The organism is Cystobacter fuscus DSM 2262, assembly GCF_000335475.2.
GTDB lineage: Bacteria > Myxococcota > Myxococcia > Myxococcales > Myxococcaceae > Cystobacter > Cystobacter fuscus.
Genome location: NZ_ANAH02000071.1, coordinates 364120 through 382667, shown reverse-complemented (window position 1 = coordinate 382667; position 18548 = coordinate 364120). Strand labels below are relative to the sequence as shown.

Here is an 18548-nt window from a genome sequence, read left to right as displayed (position 1 = left end):
TCCGCGCCCCCGCCAACGGAACCGGGGGCCCGGTGGAGCAGCCCCCGTCACCGACCTCGGATCATCAGCCCAGCGTCACGCGGGCGTTGCGGAACATCCGCATCCACGGGCTGTCCTCGCCCCACTCCGGCGGGCACCACGAGTACTGCACGCTGCGGCTCACGCGCTCCGGGTGCGGCATCATGATCGTCACCCGCCCGTCCCGGGACGTCAGGCCCGCGATGCCGTGCGGCGAGCCGCTCGGGTTGGAGGGGTACGTCTCCGTCACCCGCCCGTGGTTGTCCACGAAGCGCACGGGCACCACGCCCAGCCCGTCCACCCGCGCCGCCTCCTCGGCGGTGGAGAACTCCGCGCGACCCTCGCCATGCGACGAGGCGATGGGGATGCGGCTGCCCGCCATGCCCTGGAAGAACAGCGAGGGGCTCGGCGCCACCTCCACCTGCACCAGCCGCGCCTCGAACTGCTCGGAGACGTTGCGCACGAAGTTCGGGAAGTGCTCGGCGCCGGGAATCAGCTCACGCAGCTGCGCCATCATCTGGCAGCCGTTGCAGATGCCCAGGCTGAAGGTGCCGGCGCGCGCGAAGAACGCGGCGAACTCGTCCCGGGCGCGCGCGTTGAACAGGATGGAGCGCGCCCAGCCGCCTCCCGCCCCCAGCACGTCTCCGTACGAGAAGCCGCCGCACGCCGCCAGGCCCGTGAAGTCCTTCAGGGACACCCGCCCGGTGAGCAGATCGCTCATGTGCACGTCCACCGCGCTGAAGCCCGCGCGCACGAAGGCCCGCGCCATCTCCAACTGGCTGTTCACCCCCTGCTCGCGCAGGATGGCCACCCGGGGCCGTGCCCCCTTGGCGATGAACGGCGCCGCCACGTCCTCCGAGGGCGAGAACGTGAGCCGCGCGGACAGGCCCGGATCCGCCGGGTCGCACCTGGCGGCGTACTCCTGCTCGGCGCAGCGAGGGTTGTCGCGCAGCTTCTGCATCTCGTAGCTGACGCGCGACCACACCGCGCGCAGCCCCATCACGTCCTCCTCCAGCAGCACCCGCTCCCCGTGGCGTACCCGGGCCGTCAGGTCCGTCTGGGGGCGGCCCAGCTCGTGGCAGTGCGCCTCCAGCCCGTGCACCTTCATCACCTCGCGCACGCGCGGGAGATCCGTCACCCGCACCTGGAGGATCGCGCCCAGCTCCTCGTTGAAGAGCGCCGCGACCGCGTCCGCCCCCAGGCCCGTCACGTCCACCTCGAAGCCGCAGTGCCCGGCGAAGGCCATCTCCACCAGCGTGGTGATCAACCCGCCGTCGGAGCGGTCATGGTAGGCGAGCAGCGCGCCCGTCTCGTTGAGCGCCTGCACCGCGGCGAAGAAGCCCTTGAGGGTCTCCGGGTCGTCCACGTCCGGGCAGCGCGGGCCCACCTGGGAGTACGTCTGGGCGAGCACCGAGCCGCCCAGGCGCTGCCGGCCTCCCGCCAGGTCCACGAACACCAGCCGGGTGTCCACGCCGGGATCGCGCAGCTGCGGGGTGAGCGAGTGGCGCACGTCCAGCACCGGCGCGAAGGCCGAGACGATGAGCGACAGGGGCGCCGTCACCGCCTTGCGCTGGCCCTGCTCCTCCCAGACGGTGCGCATGGACATGGAGTCCTTGCCCACGGGGATGGTGAGGCCGAGCGCCGGGCACAGCTCCATGCCCACCGCCTTCACCGCGGCGTAGAGGTTGGCGTCCTCGCCCGGGCTGCCCGCGGCCGCCATCCAGTTGGCCGACAGCTTCACGTCGCCGAGCTGGGCCACGCGCGCCGCGGCGATGTTGGTGACGGCCTCGCCCACCGCCATGCGCGCCGAGGCCGCCGCGTCGATGAGCGCCACCGGGGTGCGCTCTCCCACCGCCATGGCCTCGCCCGTGTAGCCCGCGTGCGCCGACAGCGTCACCGCGCAGTCCGCCACCGGCACCTGCCACGGGCCCACCATCTGATCCCTCGCCGTCAGGCCCGACACCGTCCGGTCCCCAATGGTGATGAGGAAGCCCTTGTCCGCCACCGTGGGGTGCGCGAGCACCCGCCCGAGCAGCTCCTTCACCGGCGCGTCCAGCTTCAGCTCCGCGTGCGCGAGCGGACGCGACTTCACGTCCCGGTGCATGCGCGGGGGCTTGCCGAACAGCACGTCCATGGGGATGTCGATGGGCGCGTTGCCGAACTGCTTGTCCCCCACCGTCAGCACCTGCTCGGCCGTGGCCTCGCCCAGCACCGCGAAGGGCGCGCGCTCGCGCTCGCACAGGGCCGTGAAGCGCGGAAGATCCTCCGGCGCGATCGCCAGCACGTAGCGCTCCTGCGCCTCGTTGCACCAGATCTCCACCGGCGACATGCCCGGCTCGGCGTTGGGCACCTCGCGCAGCTCGAAGCGCCCGCCGAGGTCATTGTCGTGGATGAGCTCCGGCACCGCGTTGGACAGGCCGCCCGCCCCCACGTCGTGGATGGAGCGGATGGGGTTCTTCTCCCCCTGGGCCCAGCACTGGTCGATGACCTCCTGGCAGCGCCGCTCCATCTCCGGGTTGTCGCGCTGCACCGAGGCGAAATCGAGGTCCGCCGCGCTCGAGCCCTGCGCCATCGACGACGCCGCGCCGCCGCCCAGGCCGATGAGCATCGCCGGGCCGCCCAGCACGACGATGCGGTCCCCCGACTGGAGCGTGCCCTTGCGCACGTGCCCCGCCCGGATGTTGCCCAGGCCGCCGGCGATCATGATGGGCTTGTGGTAGCCGCGCACCTCCACGCCCTCGAACGTGGGCACCTGCACCTCGAAGCTGCGGAAGTAGCCACACAGGTTGGGCCGGCCGAACTCGTTGTTGAAGGCGGCGCCGCCCAGGGGCCCGTCGATCATGATGTCCAGCGCGGACACGATGCGCTCCGGCCTGCCATAGGGCGTCTCCCACGGCTGCTCGTGGCCGGGGATGCGCAGGTTCGACACGGAGAAGCCGCTCAGGCCCGCCTTGGGCTTGGCACCGCGCCCCGTGGCACCCTCGTCGCGGATTTCTCCGCCCGCGCCCGTGGAGGCCCCCGGATGGGGGGAGATGGCGGTGGGATGGTTGTGCGTCTCCACCTTCATCAGGATGTGCGTGGGCTCGCGGTGGAAGCGGTACTCCCCGCTGTCGGGATCCGGAAAGAGGCGCTCCACCTCGAAGCCCTCCATCACCGCCGCGTTGTCCTTGTACGCCGACAGCACGCCCTCGGGGTGCGCCGCGTAGGTGTTCTTGATGGACTGGAAGAGCGAGCGCTCCTGCGCCACCCCATCCACCGTCCACGAGGCGTTGAAGATCTTGTGCCGGCAGTGCTCGCTGTTGGCCTGGGCGAACATCATCAGCTCGACGTCGGTGGGGTCTCGCTTCAGCTCGGTGAAGCGCGCCACCAGGTAGTCGATCTCATCCTCCGCCAGCGCCAGGCCCAGCGCACGGTTGGCGGTGACGAGCGCCGCCCGGCCTCCCTCGAGCACCCCCACCCGGGTGAAGGATTGAGGGGTGTGCGCGGAGAAGAGGACGGCCGCGTCCTCCTCGCGCCCCACCACCACCTGCGTCATCCGGTCATGCAGCACCGGTTGCACCCGGACGAGCGACCCGGGAGCAAGGGCCTTGCCCGCCTCGTCGGAGATCCAATAGGCGATCGCACGCTCGATGCGCCGGACACCCGACAAGCCACAGTTCTGGAAGATGTCGGTGGCCTTGGAGGACCAGGGGGAAATCGTCCCGGGCCGGGGGATGACGAGCTGGAGGCTGCCCCGCGGCTCCTTCCGGGCGAGCCGGGGACCGTACTCCAGTAGCTTGTCCACCAAGGAGCGCTCGGAAGCAGACAGGGGAGCGGGGACATCGAGGATGTGCACGAACTCGGCGTAGACGGAGCCCACGGAGGGCTCCCGCTCACGGCAGAGGGCGAGCAGCTTGGCCAGACGGAACTCGGAGAGGGCGGGGGCACCACGCAGGGTGAGCATGGAATCTCTGGGAGAGGGGGGCCGAGGGGAAGGGTTCAAAACGCGGGCGTCTTATCACCGAGGCGCCATCCTCATTCGAGGAGATCTCGCGCCGAATTGTGGTTGAATGCGCGGCCATGGGGTGGGATTCAGCACGAGCAGGCATCCAGGGGGCCGATGCGTCGAGGACAGCGGGGGACCGGCGTGAACACACGCCCGCGGTCCACCACTCCGCCGCACACGGATGCTCGGGCTTGAGTAGGGTAGCCCCCCCTCCAGTCCTCCGCCGGTCGCCAGGACATCCCTTCTCCGCCTCCGTGGTTTCTCCGAGAGATTCCCGATGAGCCCTTCTGCTTCCCCCTCCGCCGTCCACTTCCGCACGTGCAACCTGTGCGAGGCCATGTGCGGCCTGCGCATCGAGACCGCCGGGGGCCGAGTCACTTCCATCCGTGGAGATGACGAGGATCCCTTCAGCCAGGGCCACATCTGCCCCAAGGCCGTCGCGCTCCAGGATCTCCACGAGGATCCCGATCGGCTCCGGCACCCCGTGCGGCGCACCGCCTCGGGCTGGCAGCCCCTGTCGTGGAAGGAAGCCCTCGACGAGACGGCGAAGCGCCTGCACGCAGTGCAGCAGCAGCACGGCCGGGACGCGGTGGGCGTGTACGTGGGCAATCCCACCGTGCACAACCACGGCGCCATGCTCCTGCTGCCCTTCCTGCTGAAGGCGCTGCGCACGCGCAACAAGTTCTCGGCCACGTCGGTGGACCAGCTCCCCCACCACATCGCCTCCTACCTGATGTTCGGGCACCAGCTGCTCATCCCCATCCCGGACATCGACCGCACGCGCTTCATGCTCATCCTCGGGGCCAATCCGCTCGCCTCCAACGGCAGCCTGATGACGGCGCCGGGCACGCGCGGCCGGCTCAAGGCCATCCAGCAGCGCGGCGGCAAGGTGGTGGTGGTGGACCCGCGCCGCACGGAGACGGCCCGCATCGCGGACGAGCACCTCTTCATCCGCCCCGGCACCGACGCGCTCTGGCTCTTCTCGCTCCTGCACGTGCTGCTGGGCGCGGAGCCGAAGCTCGGGCGGCTCGCGGACTTCACCGACGGCCTGGCGCACGTGAAGGAGCTCGCGCGCGAGTTCACCCCCGAGCGCGCCGCGGTCCACACCGGCATCCCCGCGGACACCACGCGGCGGCTCGCGCTCGAGCTGGCCGCCTCGTCCTCCGCCGTCTGCTACGGCCGCGTGGGCGTGTCCACCCAGCCCTTCGGCGCGCTGTGCCAGTGGCTCATCAACGTCATCAACGTGGTGACGGGCAACATGGATCGCGAGGGCGGCGCCATGTTCACCCTGCCCGCCTTCGATCTGATCCACGGCCCCCGCCCCCTGACGGCTGGCCGCGGCAGCATGGGCCGCTTCAAGAGCCGCGTGCGCGGGCTGGCCGAGTTCTCCGGTGAGCTGCCCGTGTCCGTGCTCGGCGAGGAGATCCTCACCCCGGGCGAGGGGCAGATCCGCGCCCTGGTCACCTCGGCGGGCAACCCCGTGGTCTCCACCCCCAACGGCCGGCAGCTCGACCAGGCGTTCGCTTCGCTCGACTTCATGGTGAGCATCGACCCGTACATCAACGAGACGACCCGGCACGCGCACATCATCCTGCCGCCCGTCACGCAGCTCGAGCGCGGCCACTTCGATCTCATCTTCAACACGTTCGCGGTGCGCAACACCGTGAAGTACTCGGCGCCCCTCTTCACGCCGCCGCCGGGCGCGCTCCAGGACTGGGAGATCTTCCTGGAGCTCAAGCACCGCCTGGACTCGCTGCGCGGCGAGCCCCTGACGCGCGGCGAGCTGCCCTACCGGGCCCTCAAGGCGCTCGGCCCCGAGGGTATCCTCGACCTCGGCCTGCGCGGGGGGCCCTACGGCATGCGGCTGCGGCCCTGGCGCCGGGGACTGAGCCTCGCGAGCCTCAAGGCCGCGCCCCATGGGGTGGACCTGGGCCCCCTCGAGCCCTGCTTCCCCGAGCGACTCGCCACGCGCGGCCGCCGCCTCCAGCTCGCCCCCGAGCCGCTGGTGGCCGACGTGGACCGGCTGCGCCAGGCCTTCCCCGCCGCTCCCCCGGCCTCCGCTTCCCAGGACGCGCTGCTGCTCATCGGCCGGCGCCACGTGCGCGACAACAACTCGTGGATGCACAACGTGCCCAAGCTCGTCAGTGGCAAGCCGCGCTGCACGCTGATGGTGCACCCCGAGGACGCGCGGCGCCTCGGCCTCGAGGAGGGGCAGGAGGCCCTCGTCACCTCCCGCGTGGGCGAGGTCAAGGCCCCCGTGAACGTCACGGACGAGGTGATGCCCGGCGTGGTGAGCCTGCCTCACGGCTACGGCCACGCGCGCCAGGGCATCCAGATGCAGGTGGCCGGCGCACATGCCGGAGTCAGCATCAATGATGTCACTGATGATCAGGTTTTGGATGCAATCGGTGGAAACGCCGCATTCAGCGGGATTCAGGTGCGGGTTCAACCGTTACAATCGATGACCACGAACGTGCAACCGCGGCAATCCGCGATCGAGTGAGACGACGCCATGATTACCCTGTATCAAACCCCCGTCGCCTGGGGGACCCCGAACCTCAGCCCGTTCTGCTTCAAGCTGGAGGCCTACCTGCGCATGGTGGACCTGCCCTACGAGGTGAAGCTGGCGGATCTCCGCTACGCCCCCAAGGGCAAGGCGCCCTACGCCGACATCGACGGCACGGTGATGGGCGACTCCCAGTTCATCATCGAGCGGCTGAAGAAGCAGTATGGGGATCCGCTCGACTCGAAGCTGACGCCGGAGCAGGTGGCGGTGGGCCACGCGGTGCGGCGCATGCTGGAGGAGTGCACCTACTGGTACATCGTGTACATGCGCTGGGTGGACGAGGCCGGCTGGCTCGCCTATCTGCCCGTCGCCGAGACGATGGTGCCCCGCGTCGTGGGCGGACAGGTGCCGCTGTCGGATCTGCGCCAGAAGATGCTGCAGATCCTCCATGACCAGGGCACGGGACGCCACGCCATGGACGAGGTGCAGGAGCTGGCCAAGGCGGACATCTTCTCGATCGCGACGATCATGGGCAACAAGTCCTACCTGCTGAGCGAGACGCCCTCGTCGTTCGACGCGGTGGTGTACTCGTTCCTGGTGAGCATCATCGCCAACCCCGTGGACACGGACCTCAAGCAGTACACCCTGAGCCAGACGAACCTGGTGCGCTACTGCGCCAAGTTCAAGTCGCGCTACTTCGCCAACTGGAAGCCGCCCGAGTTCAAGGCCGCCTGAAGTCGCGCGCGCGCGACCAGGGAATGGCGGGCGGAGCGGTCCACGGTTAGCGTCGGGGGGCTTTGCACAAAGTCGTCCTCGCCCTCCTCGCGCTCGTCCTCGTCACCTGCGCCACGCCCCGTCCCCCTCCGGTGGCGGCGCCCTCGCCCGCCGCCACCGTGGAGCCCCGCCCCGGGCCCCACGCCCTGGACGGCGGAGCGTCCGCTCCCGCCGCGGGTGCCCACGGGCTCTCCGCCGAGCCCGATCTCAAATCCGTCGACGAGCTGCTGCCCGCGCCGGACACGCTCCGGCGCCTGGACTTCCGGGGCGGCGAGCCCCAGGTGCCCATCGGCTTGATGCAGGGCCGGCGCGAGGTGCGCTTCTCGCCCCGGGGGCGGATGCGGCTGCGCTTCGGCGGCGAGGAGGGCCGGGTCCTCGAGGCCCCCGCGGGCTCGGTGTGGACGGTGCGGGTGACGGAGGGTTCACCCGCCGAGCTGTCCTCGTACCTCCAGCTCGCGGAGGTGCCCTTCCCGGACAAGGCGGGACTGGCCGAGGCCCAGGCCCAGTGGCGCGCCCGGGGCGTGGCGGTACGCGTGCACGTGCTGGGCGTGCTCTACGGCATCGCCGGCAAGGTCATCGACAACCGGCGCTACCTGCTGCTGTCCCAGGAGCAGCTCTCTCCCACCGAGGCGCCCGCGCGTCAGGCGGAGCTGCTGCGCGAGTACGGCGCGCGCACCACCCTCTTCGAGGAGGTCCGCGTCCCCTCGCGCGCCATCCTCGAGGTGCGTGACGAGTCCGGCGGCGTGGTGGGGCTCGCCCAGGACTCGGTCCTCGCGGAGACACTGGACGAGTCCGGCTTCGACGTGCGGCAGGTGGAGCACGACGTGGGCTACGACAACCACGGCTTCGAGGACCGGAGCTTCCGGGGCACGCTCCAGCTCACGGTGGATCGCCACGGCACGCTCGCGGCGGTGAACCTGGTGCGGCTGGAGGATCTGCTCAAGGGGCTGGTGCCCTCGGAGATCTACGCGCGGGCACACCCGGAGGCCCTCAAGGCGCAGGCGGTGACGGCGCGCGGAGAGGTACTGGCCAAGGTGGGCATCAAACACCTGGCGGATCCCTTCCTCTTGTGCTCCGAGCAGCACTGCGCGGTGTACCGCGGGCGCACGGGCGAGGCGGCCAGCACCACGGCGGCGGTGGAGGCCACCCGGGGCGAGGGACTCTTCTCCCAGCAGGGGCGGCTGGTGGACTCGGTGTACAGCGCGGTGTGCGGGGGCCACACGGAGGACAACGACGTCGTCTGGGGCGGCCCCCCCAACCCCAACCTGCGCGGGCGTCCCGACGTGCTGGGCCCCACCGAAGGGCTGCCCGGCCCGGACTCCCTCTCCGAGTACCTGCGCGCGGAGCTGCCCACGGCCTGCCGACTCTCCACCTTCGCGCAGCCGAGCAAGTACCGCTGGGAGAAGCGCTTCAGCGTGGAGCAGGTGAACGCCTTCACGGCCAGCCTGGGGGTGGGCCCCGTGCGGGCGTTGAGCCTCGGGGAGCGGGGCGTGTCCGGCCGGGCCCGCACCCTCACGGTGGCCGGCGAGCGCGGGGTGACGCAGGTGCGCGGCGAGCTGAACATCCGCCGCCTCTTCGGCATGCTCAACAGCTCCATGGCGCTGGTGGACGAGGAGCGTGACGCGGAGGGCCACCTCCTCGGCTGGCACTTCCGGGGCGGCGGCTGGGGCCACGGCGTGGGCATGTGCCAGACGGGCGCCATCGGCCGGGCCGAGGCGGGCCAGCGCTATCAGGACATCCTGCGCTTCTACTTCAACGGCGCCGAGGTCGCGCCCATCTACTGAGGGCACCCGGTGAGGGCACCCGGCCCGGGCTCCCCCGGACCCGAGCCCCTCCTCGGATCTCCTGTCGTCCCGGCGACGGTTCGGGAGTAAGCAGCCCACCCAAGGGTTATCATCCACGCGCGTGTCGACGGGTCCATCGCATCCAGAGCCGCCATCCAGGCGTCGGCGTCGGCGGGAACACCCCGCCCGCTACCTCCTTGCCACGCTCCTGGCCCTGCTGTTGCAGGGAGCGTTCGTGGGCCTGCTCGCCCTCCTGGCGTACATCCAGGTGAACCTGCCCCCCGAGCCCAAGCCCAAGCCTCCGAGCGCCGTGGCGCTGCGGCCCATGACGGCCCAGGAGTGGGAGAAGAACCGGGGTCCCCTGTCCAACACCCCCTCCACCGCGAAGGCCCCGCCTCCGAAGAAGAAGGAGGAGAAGAAGCCCGAGAAGCGTCCGGACGGACAGGTGGTGGACGTGGCGCCCGGCAACCGTCAGGAAGCGCCGGACGCGAAGTACCTCGCCGAGCAGGACAACAAGGTGGAGAAGGAGACGCGCGCGCGCGAGCAGACGGCCCACTACAAGACGGCCCAGCCCCGCACGACGGCGCGCGAGGCGCGCCAGGGCTCCGGCGTGAGCGAGGAGCAGGCGGGGCACGTGGCGGGCAACAACGGCCGGGGCGCGGATGACCGGCCCTTGAGCGAGGGCGGCAAGAAGTCCGCCTTCGAGCTGCCCGATGCCCGGCGCAAGCAGGAGATCGCCATGCGGCAGGATCCGAACAACCGCGGGCCCGGCATGGACGTGTCCAACCGCGACGAGAGCGACGAGGTCGTCGGCAACGCGAAGCGGCTGCGCATCCAGGAGGGCTCGGGCGACGGCGAAGAGGGCTCCGAGGGCCGCGTGGGCAGCTCGGGACTCGCCCGGCTCATGCCCTCGCAGGCGGTGATGGATCAGATCATCGGCGGCGCCCCGAATGATCACCTCAAGGACGTGGACGAGGGGGACGGCACCTTCCTCAACACGCGCGAGTGGAAGTACGCGAGCTTCTTCAACCGGGTGAAGCAGAGCGTGGGCACGCACTGGAATCCGAACATGGCGCTTATGCGCCGGGATCCCACGGGCGCCACCTACGCCGGCAGGGATCGCCACACGCTGGTGCGCGTCACCCTGGACGAGCAGGGCAAGGTGGCGGACATCACCATCGAGAAGAGCTGCGGCCTGGACTTCCTGGACATGGAGGCCGTCGAGTCCTTCCGCCGCGCCCAGCCCTTCCCCAATCCTCCGCCGGGCCTGTTGGAGGATGACGCCAAGGTGCGCTTCTCCTTTGGTTTCTTCATGGACATGGGCGGGGGCCCCCGGATGAGACTCTTCCGCCAGCCCAACTGATGGCACTAGGGTGCGCCGCGTGGACGCCTCCCCGCTCGCGCGCAACCGCAAGGTGCGCACCGTTCTCGCCACCATCCTCGTGGCCAACTGGGCCGTGGCCCTGCTCAAGCTCATCCTGGGCTTGAAGAGCGCCTCGGCCGCGGTGACGGCCGACGGCGTGCACTCCTTCATCGACGGTGGCTCCAACGTGCTCGCGCTCGTGGCCATGTCCGTGGCCTCGCGGCCCGCGGACGAGGATCACCCCTACGGCCACGGCAAGTTCGAGGCCCTCGCCTCCCTGGGCATTGGCGCGCTCATCGGTACCTCCATGCTGGAGCTGGGCCGCATGGCGCTCGACTCGCTGCTCCACGGCCGCCACCCCGAGGTGACGCCGCTCATGGTGGGCGTGATGGTCGGCACCCTGCTCGTCAACCTGGGCGTCACGAGCGTGGAGCAGCGCTGGGGACGCAAGCTCCAGAGTCCCCTGCTGCTCGCGGACGCCCGGCACACGCTCTCGGACGTGGGCGTCACGTTGGCGGTGCTCGCCTCGCTCGGGCTCGTGTGGTTGGGCTTCCCGAAGGCCGATGGCCTCGTGACGCTCGGGGTGATGGTCTTCGTCGCCCGGGTGGCGTGGGACATCGTCAAGCAGGCGGTGGGCATCCTCTCGGACACCGCACGGCTGGACAAACAGAAGGTGGCCACCCTCACCCTCCAGGTGCCGGGGGTGCGCTCCTGCCACGACGTACGCAGCCGGGGCATGGAGGGCACGGTGTACGTGGACCTGAAGATCGAGGTGGATCCCCAGATGTCCACGGCCCACGCCCATGAGCTGGCGGACGCGGTGGAAGCACGGCTCCAGGCGGAGTTCCCCGAGGTGGTGGACGTGGTGGTGCACGTCGAGCCGGCGCGCGCTCGCGCCGCCCTTCCTCCTGGAAAGACGTAGCCGGGGAGCGCTACGCCGCGCTCCCCTCCACACGGACGAGGCCCGGGGTCAACTGGTGCCCGCCGAACCAGTCGTCGATCATCCGCGTGAACAGCTCCGGGTGCTCCACGTTCCAGGTGTGGCCCGCGTCCGGTACACGGGCGGCCCATGCGCCGGAGATCAGCCGGGTGTAGTCCGGCAGCTCGGCGCGAATCTTCGGATGCTCCCGCGAGCCCGCGACGGCGAGCACCCGATGGGCGGCACCGTCGAAACCGGAAGCCGCCCCCAGCGCATCGGGAAGCCGCGAGCCCAGCAGCTCCTCGAACACCGCCTTCATCACCACGGTCGACGAGGTGCGCATGTCCTCGAGGAAGCGCTCCATGTAGGCGGCGGGGATCTTCATCGCCCGCGCGCTCATCTGGAGCACCACCTTCGTCGTGCTCAGGCGCATCAGGGCCGCGTACATCAGCCGCATCGCCCGAGGCGAGGAGAAGGGCTGGGTGGTGACCCCGCTGACGATGACGTCGCCGCAGACCCGCGGATGATCGGCCAGCAGCCGCAGGGCGAGGTGTCCCCCCAGGGACAGGCCCACGACATGGGCGGAGCCCGTCCGCGTCCGGGTGGCGACGAGCCGGGCGAGCTGCTCGGCCGTATGGGCCAGGGACCCCCAGGGCGCGGCCGTGTTCTTGCCAAATCCCGGCAGGTCCACCGCGAGGCAGTGGTAGCGACTCGAGAGCGGCTCCATCTGGGGCTCCCACATCCAGCCACTGACGCCGGCCCCATGCAGGAACAGGATGGCCGGATGCCCCGGGTCCCCCTTCGTCACCAGCGGCATGTCCATGAGGCCCCTCCCTCGCGGGCGAGCGAGCTCGCGCCTTGACGGTATAACCCGGAAAACGGCTCGGGCCTTGCTATGGGACATTGGCATCGATATATCGACATACGTCGAGATGCTCGAACTGACTGAAACCTTCAAGGCCTTGGGAGACCCGACGCGGCTGCGCATCCTGCGGCTCGTGGGCGAGGCCCGCCTCAACGTGTCCGAGGTGGTGTCGCTGGTGGGAGTGGCGCAGTCGTCGGTGTCGCACCATCTGACGAAGCTCAAGGCGCTGGAGCTCATCCGGGAGGAGCGCCAGGGTGGGTTCACCTACTACTCGCTGATGGTGGACGAGAAGGCACCGCTGTGGCCGCTCATCCGCCTGGCCAAGGACGCGCCCGACGAGCATGGCGACCTGGCCCGGCTGACGGAGCTGCTGCAGCGCCGGGAAGACGCGCTCACGCTCAACGAGAAGCTGCTCGAGCCGGGGCAGTCCTGGCGGCTGTGGGCCTCGGCGCTGGCCAGCCTGCTGCCACCCCTGGACGTGGTGGACTTCGGCTGTGGCACGGGCGTGCTCACGGTGGAGCTGGCGCGCTGGGCGCGGCACGTCACGGCCATCGACCACAACCCGGTCGCGCTGGACAAGGCCCGCGCCGAGGCCGGGCGCCTGGGGCTGCGCAACATCACCTTCCTCGAGGCCGACCTCAAGGCGCTGCCGCTCGAGAGCGGGGCGCAGGATCTGGTGGTGCTCTCGCAGAGCCTGCATCACGTGAACTCGAGTGAGCGCGTGCTCGCCGAGGGGGCGCGGCTGCTGCGGCCCGGTGGGCGCATGGTGGTGCTCGAGTTGATGCCGCATGACGAGCAGTGGGTGCGCTCGCGCCTGGGCCACCAGCACCTGGGCTTCGAGCCCGCGGCGCTCCAGAACGCGATGCGCGCGGCGGGGCTCGAGACGCCCACGCTGGTGGCCGCGCCGCGCGACGCCGCGTCTCCGTTCAAGGCCTTCCTCCTCACGGGCACGCGCCCCCTGGCGCCGGCCCTGCCGCTCCCCTCCCCCTCCCGTCCCTCTTCCCTCGCCCCCAGAGCCCCATGAGCCGGCCCCACCACACCGCCCAGGAACTCGAGCAGCTCTTCGCCCAGCGCATCGCCCTGCTGGATGGCGCCATGGGTTCCATGGTCCAGACCTATCCGCTCACCGAGGCGGACTTCCGCGGCGAGCGCTTCAAGGCGCACCCCAAGGATCTCAAGGGCAACAACGATCTGCTGTGCCTCACGCGGCCCGACGTCATCGAGGACATCCACGCGCGCTACTTCGCCGCGGGGGCCGACATGGCGGAGACGAACACCTTCAGCAGCACGTCCATCGCTCAGGCGGACTATGAGCTGGGCTCCATCGTCACCGAGCTGAACGTGGCCGCGGTGGCGTGCGCCCGCCGGGCCGCGCTGGCCGCCGAGGCCGCCACCCCGGGCCGGCGCTGCTTCGTCGCCGGGGCCATCGGGCCGCTCAACCGCACGCTGTCGATGTCGCCCGACGTCAACCGCCCCGACTACCGCGCGGTGACGTGGGATCAGGTGGTGGACGCCTACGCGGAGCAGGTGCGCGCGCTGCTGTCGGCCGGAGTGGACGCGCTGCTCGTGGAGACCATCTTCGACACGCTCAACGCCAAGGCCGCGCTCTTCGCCATCGACTCCTGCTTCGAGGAGCTGGGCACGCGCGTGCCCGTCATGGTGTCCGTCACCATCACCGACGCCTCCGGGCGCACGCTGTCCGGACAGACCATCAGCGCGTTCTACCACTCCATCCGCCATGCCCGGCCCTTCAGCGTGGGCATCAACTGCGCGCTCGGCGCCAAGGACATGCGGCCCTACATGCAAGAGCTGGCGCGGATCGCCGAGTGCCACGTCACCTGCTACCCCAACGCCGGCCTGCCCAATGCGTTCGGCGGCTACGACGAGACGCCCGCCGACATGGCGAGGGCGCTGAGCGACTTCGCCCAGCAGGGCTGGGTGAACATGGTGGGGGGCTGTTGTGGCTCGACGCCGGACCACATCGCCGCCATCGCCTCCGCCATGTCGTCCTTCGCGCCTCGCGCCGCGATTGTCCCCTCACACACCATGAGGCTCAGCGGTCTCGAGCCACTCGTCGTCCCCTAGTCCAATGAAGGAGGACACCGCCGTGACCAACCAGGCCTCGCGTTTTCAAATCATTGGCGAGCGGACCAACATCACCGGCTCTCCCAAGTTCGCCAAGGCGCTCAAGGCGGGCGACTGGGATGCTTGCCTCTCCATCGCCCGGCAGCAGGTGGAGTCGGGCGCCAACATCCTCGACATCAACGTCGACGAGGCGCTCATCGACGGTGAGGCGACGATGGTGAAGTTCCTCAACCTCATCGCCGCCGAGCCGGAAATCTCGCGCGTGCCGTTGATGCTCGACTCGTCGAAGTGGAGCGTGCTGGAGGCCGGCCTCAAGTGCATCCAGGGCAAGGGGATCGTCAACTCCATCTCGCTCAAGGACGGAGAGGCCGAGTTCCTGCGTCGCGCGCGGCTCATCCGCCGCTATGGCGCCGCCGCGGTGGTGATGGCCTTCGACGAGCAGGGGCAGGCGGCCACGCGTGACGACAAGGTGCGCATCTGCACGCGCGCCTACCGGCTGCTGGTGGACCGGGTGGGCTTCCCGCCGGAAGACATCATCTTCGATCCCAACATCCTCACCGTGGCCACGGGCATCGAGGAGCACAACAACTACGCCGTGGACTTCTTCGAGGCCACGCGCATCATCAAGGCCACCCTGCCCCACGCGAAGGTGTCGGGCGGCGTGTCCAACGTGTCCTTCTCGTTCCGGGGCAACAACCCGGTGCGCGAGGCGATCCACACCGCCTTCCTGTACCACGGCGTCGCCGCGGGCATGGACATGGGCATCGTCAACGCCGGCATGCTCGGCGTGTACGAGGAGATTCCCAAGGAGCTGCTCGAGTACGTCGAGGACGTGCTGCTCAACCGCCGCCCGGACGCGACGGATCGGCTCATCGCCCACGCCGAGCAACTCAAGGCGCGGCAGGGAGGCGACTCGAAGCTCGAGGTGAAGGAAGACCTCGCCTGGCGCAACGCCCCGGTGGCCGAGCGGCTCAGCCACGCGCTCGTCAAGGGCATCGATGCCTTCATCGAGGCGGACACCGAGGAGGCGCGGCTCCAGTACAAGCGCCCGCTGGACATCATCGAGGGCCCGCTGATGGACGGCATGCGCGTGGTGGGAGACCTCTTCGGCGCGGGCAAGATGTTCCTGCCGCAGGTGGTGAAGTCGGCGCGCGTGATGAAGCGCGCGGTGGCGTGGCTGACGCCCTTCATGGAGGAAGAGAAGCGGCGCCACGTGGAGGCGGGAGGCGAGGCGCGCACGCAGGGCAAGGTGCTGCTCGCCACGGTGAAGGGCGACGTGCACGACATCGGCAAGAACATCGTGGGCGTGGTGCTCGCCTGCAACAACTACGAGGTCATCGACCTGGGCGTGATGGTGCCCACCGAGAAGATCCTCACCACGGCGCGGCAGGAGAAGGTGGACGTCATCGGGCTGTCGGGGCTCATCACGCCCTCGCTCGACGAGATGGTGAACGCGGCGAAGGAAGCGAAGCGCCTGGGCTTCGACGTCCCGCTGCTCATCGGAGGCGCCACCACCAGCCATCCGCACACCTCGGTGAAGATCGCGCCGGAGTACGCACCCGGCGTGGTGCACGTGCTGGACGCCTCGCGCGTGGTGAACGTGGTGAGCGCGCTGCTGTCCCCCGAGCAGAAGCCGGGCTTCCTGGCCGAGGTGGTCGAGAAGCAGAACCGGGCCCGCGAGGACTTCGCCGCCCGCCGGGTGCAGCGCAAGCTGCTGACGCTCGAGGAGGCGCGTCGGCGCCGCGCCACGTATGACTGGGCACAGGTCGACATCCCCCGGCCCGAGTTCCTGGGCACGCGGGTGTTCGACGACGTGCCGCTCGCGGAGGTGGTGCCCTTCATCGACTGGGGCCCCTTCTTCAACGCCTGGGAGCTGTACGGGGCCTTCCCGCGCATCCTCGAGGACGCCGTGGTGGGCGCCGAAGCGCGCAAGCTGTACGACGACGCGCGGGTCCTGCTCAAGCGCATCGTCGAGGAGAAGCGCTTCACGGCGCGGGCGGTGCTGGGCTTCTGGCCCTGCAACTCCGCGGGTGATGACATCGAGCTGTACACCGATGAGACGCGCTCGAAGGTGCTGGGCACGCTGCGCATGTTGCGGCAGCAGGCCGAGAAGCCGCCGGAGCAGGCCCACCTGTGCCTGGCGGACTTCGTGGCGCCGAGGGACAGCGGCCGCATCGACTACTGCGGGGGCTTCGTGGTGACGGCGGGGCACGGCGTGGAGTCCTTCGCCGAGCGCTTCCGCCAGAAGCACGACGACTACTCGGCCATCATGGTGCAGGCGCTGGGAGACCGCCTCGCCGAGGCGATGGCGGAGCTGATGCACAAGCGCGCCCGTGAGTTCTGTGGCTTCGGCAGGCACGAGGATCTGTCCAACGAGCAGCTCATCCGCGAGAAGTACCGCGGCATCCGTCCGGCGCCCGGCTATCCCGCGTGTCCGGAGCACACGGAGAAGGGCACGCTCTTCGCGCTGCTCGAGGCCACGAAGGCGACGGGAGTGTCGTTGACGGAGAGCTATGCGATGACGCCGCCCAGCAGCGTCAGCGGCTTCTACTTCAACCACCCCGAGGCGAAGTACTTCGGGCTGGGGAAGATCGGCCGGGATCAGCTCGAGGACTACGCGCGCCGCAAGGGGATGTCGGTCGACGAGGCGGCGCGGTGGCTCGGCCCCCAGCTCGACGAGGACAAGGCCCCGGCGACGAGCGTGGCGGCCTGAGTCGCGCGGCCCGGACACCCACCACGTGTTCAGGGCCGTAACGAAGGCGCCCGCTCAAGGTCGACTTCCGTACACACGCGCGAGGAGAGCGGCGCGCCGGGGGGGCTCGCCCGGCACCGGGATCCCCCGGGGGTTAGCATCCGCGCGCGATGACGGCCGACTCCTCGGGTTTGAAGGCCCTGCTGCGGATGCAGCGCCGAAACTACTTCATTGGTGCGGGCTGCCTGACGCTCGGGCTCGTGTTGCACTGCGTGGTGATGCAGTCCTTTCCCAGACTGCTCGTGGGCCTGCAGGTCACATGGTCCACGCTCTTCGCGCTGATGGGCCTCTGCGTGGGCGCGGGCTGGCTGTCGATGAAGTGGGCGGGGGTGATCGCCTCGGTCATCGGGTTCGTGTCCCTCACGAGCTTCATCCTCCTGAGTGGAGGCCCGGAGAGTCCCTACTTCAGCATGTACGCCGCCCTGCCCTTCATCCTGGCGGTGTTCACCCCCGACAGCCGCCTGCCGACGCTGCTGAGCGGGAGCGTGTCGCTCGTGGCGATCGTCATCGTGAACGCCATGGCCGACGTGCCCCTGCCGCGGGTGATCCTCCAGGTGACGAGCTACAGCACCTTCCTGGGACTGGCGCTCGTGGGCACGCGCATGTACCGGCACATGCTGGAGGCGCAGCTCGGAGCACACCGGGCGCGGCTCCATGCGCTCGAACAACTCGCGGAGAGCGAGCGCCTGCGCGCGCGTGCCGCGCTCGAGCGCGCGGAGGTGGAGCGGCTCGTGCTGGTGGGGCAACTGGCCGCCGGCGTGGCGCACGAGGTGAACAACCCCCTGGCCTTCGTGAAGGCCAACCTGAGCTACCTGCAGCGGGAGACCGCGGACGAGACGTGGAAGATCGAGCGCGAGGAGTTCCGGGACGTGCTCGACGAGACGAAGCAGGGAGTGATGCGCATCCAGCAGATCGTCACGGATCTGCGGGGCTTCTCGCGCGCGGACGGCTTGACGGAACAGGAACCGGGTGTGCTGGAGGAGGCCCTGAAGGAGGCGAAGCGGCTCGCCTCGGTGCGCCTGCGCGAGGGCGGCGAGGTCTCGTTGGCGCTCGCCCCGGAGCTGCCGGCGGTCCGGCTGGGGCAGCGGCACATGGTGCAGGTGCTGGTGAACCTGCTCATCAACGCGGCGGACGCGGCGCAGTCGGCCCGGCCCCCGCGCCGTCCCCACATCAAGGTGAGCGCGCACCGGGAGGCGGGAGGCGTGTGCCTGCGTGTGGAGGACAACGGGCCGGGCATCCCTCCGGACGTGCTGCCCCGCCTCTTCGAGCCCTTCTTCACCACCAAGCCCCCGGGCCAAGGGACGGGACTGGGGCTCGCCCTGTGCCGCGACTACGTGGCGCGCGTCGGGGGCACGCTCCACGCGGAGAACCACTCCAACGGGGCCTGCTTCGTCCTGATGTTGCCGGCGGCCTCGGACGCCTCCTCCCCCGCCGCCTACGCCGTCCCAAACAAGAGGGCCCCGGGTTCCCCCGAGGCCCTGGGATGAACGGCCGTAC

11 protein-coding genes are annotated in these 18548 nt (G+C 70.2%); 9 read left to right on the top strand and 2 right to left on the bottom strand.

Annotation, left to right across the window (positions count from 1 at the left end; translation table 11 throughout):
• Positions 1 to 64: 64 nt before the first annotated feature.
• Positions 65 to 3961, bottom strand: a complete 3897-nt coding sequence (purL, locus tag D187_RS46965; RefSeq protein ID WP_043435246.1) for a phosphoribosylformylglycinamidine synthase — start codon at positions 3959 to 3961, stop codon at positions 65 to 67.
• 319 nt (positions 3962 to 4280) lie between these two features.
• Here purL and D187_RS46960 point away from each other — a divergent pair, with 319 nt between their 5' ends.
• The 5 genes from D187_RS46960 to D187_RS46940 all read left to right on the top strand — a co-directional run bounded on the left by D187_RS46960 (position 4281) and on the right by D187_RS46940 (position 11352).
• Positions 4281 to 6506, top strand: a complete 2226-nt coding sequence (locus tag D187_RS46960) for a molybdopterin-dependent oxidoreductase (protein WP_002627269.1) — start codon at positions 4281 to 4283, stop codon at positions 6504 to 6506.
• Between the two features lie 9 nt (positions 6507 to 6515).
• Positions 6516 to 7244 carry a glutathione S-transferase family protein gene (locus D187_RS46955; protein ID WP_002627268.1) on the top strand — a complete coding sequence of 243 codons (729 nt, stop codon included), beginning with the start codon at positions 6516 to 6518 and terminating at the stop codon, positions 7242 to 7244.
• Between the two features lie 62 nt (positions 7245 to 7306).
• Positions 7307 to 9067, top strand: a complete 1761-nt coding sequence (locus D187_RS46950) for a SpoIID/LytB domain-containing protein (RefSeq protein WP_002627267.1) — start codon at positions 7307 to 7309, stop codon at positions 9065 to 9067.
• Positions 9068 to 9302: 235 nt separating this feature from the next.
• Positions 9303 to 10430, top strand: a complete 1128-nt coding sequence (locus D187_RS46945; protein WP_002627266.1) for an energy transducer TonB family protein — start codon at positions 9303 to 9305, stop codon at positions 10428 to 10430.
• A 19-nt stretch (positions 10431 to 10449) separates the two neighbouring features.
• A complete protein-coding gene (locus D187_RS46940; RefSeq protein ID WP_245592004.1) occupies positions 10450 to 11352 on the top strand; it encodes a cation diffusion facilitator family transporter in 903 nt (300 codons plus the stop codon).
• Between the two features lie 10 nt (positions 11353 to 11362).
• On the opposite strand, the gene D187_RS51435 is transcribed toward D187_RS46940, so the two are convergent.
• Positions 11363 to 12172, bottom strand: coding sequence for an alpha/beta fold hydrolase (locus tag D187_RS51435; protein WP_002627264.1), 810 nt, complete (start codon positions 12170 to 12172; stop codon positions 11363 to 11365).
• A 109-nt stretch (positions 12173 to 12281) separates the two neighbouring features.
• On the opposite strand from D187_RS51435, the gene D187_RS46930 reads away from it, so the two are divergent.
• The 4 genes from D187_RS46930 (at position 12282) to D187_RS46915 (ending at position 18538) form a co-directional block, all read left to right on the top strand.
• Positions 12282 to 13238 (top strand): ArsR/SmtB family transcription factor, encoded by a 957-nt coding sequence (locus D187_RS46930; protein ID WP_002627263.1) that lies wholly within the window; start codon positions 12282 to 12284, stop codon positions 13236 to 13238.
• Positions 13235 to 14299, top strand: a complete 1065-nt coding sequence (locus tag D187_RS58590) for a homocysteine S-methyltransferase family protein (protein WP_002627262.1) — start codon at positions 13235 to 13237, stop codon at positions 14297 to 14299. The genes D187_RS46930 and D187_RS58590 overlap by 4 nt, the downstream gene beginning before the upstream one ends.
• 22 nt (positions 14300 to 14321) lie before the next feature.
• Positions 14322 to 17012 (top strand): methionine synthase, encoded by a 2691-nt coding sequence (gene metH, locus D187_RS46920; RefSeq protein WP_002627261.1) that lies wholly within the window; start codon positions 14322 to 14324, stop codon positions 17010 to 17012.
• Positions 17013 to 17161: 149 nt separating this feature from the next.
• A complete protein-coding gene (locus tag D187_RS46915) occupies positions 17162 to 18538 on the top strand; it encodes a sensor histidine kinase (RefSeq protein WP_051256840.1) in 1377 nt (458 codons plus the stop codon).
• Positions 18539 to 18548: the final 10 nt, after the last annotated feature.

Coding starts and splice junctions, on each gene's coding strand:
- purL (WP_043435246.1), bottom strand. CDS start 3,961: ATGCTCACCCTGCGTGGTGCCCCCGCCCTCTCCGAGTTCCGTCTGGCC.
- D187_RS46960 (WP_002627269.1), top strand. CDS start 4,281: ATGAGCCCTTCTGCTTCCCCCTCCGCCGTCCACTTCCGCACGTGCAAC.
- D187_RS46955 (WP_002627268.1), top strand. CDS start 6,516: ATGATTACCCTGTATCAAACCCCCGTCGCCTGGGGGACCCCGAACCTC.
- D187_RS51435 (WP_002627264.1), bottom strand. CDS start 12,172: ATGGACATGCCGCTGGTGACGAAGGGGGACCCGGGGCATCCGGCCATC.
- D187_RS46930 (WP_002627263.1), top strand. CDS start 12,282: ATGCTCGAACTGACTGAAACCTTCAAGGCCTTGGGAGACCCGACGCGG.
- D187_RS58590 (WP_002627262.1), top strand. CDS start 13,235: ATGAGCCGGCCCCACCACACCGCCCAGGAACTCGAGCAGCTCTTCGCC.
- D187_RS46915 (WP_051256840.1), top strand. CDS start 17,162: ATGACGGCCGACTCCTCGGGTTTGAAGGCCCTGCTGCGGATGCAGCGC.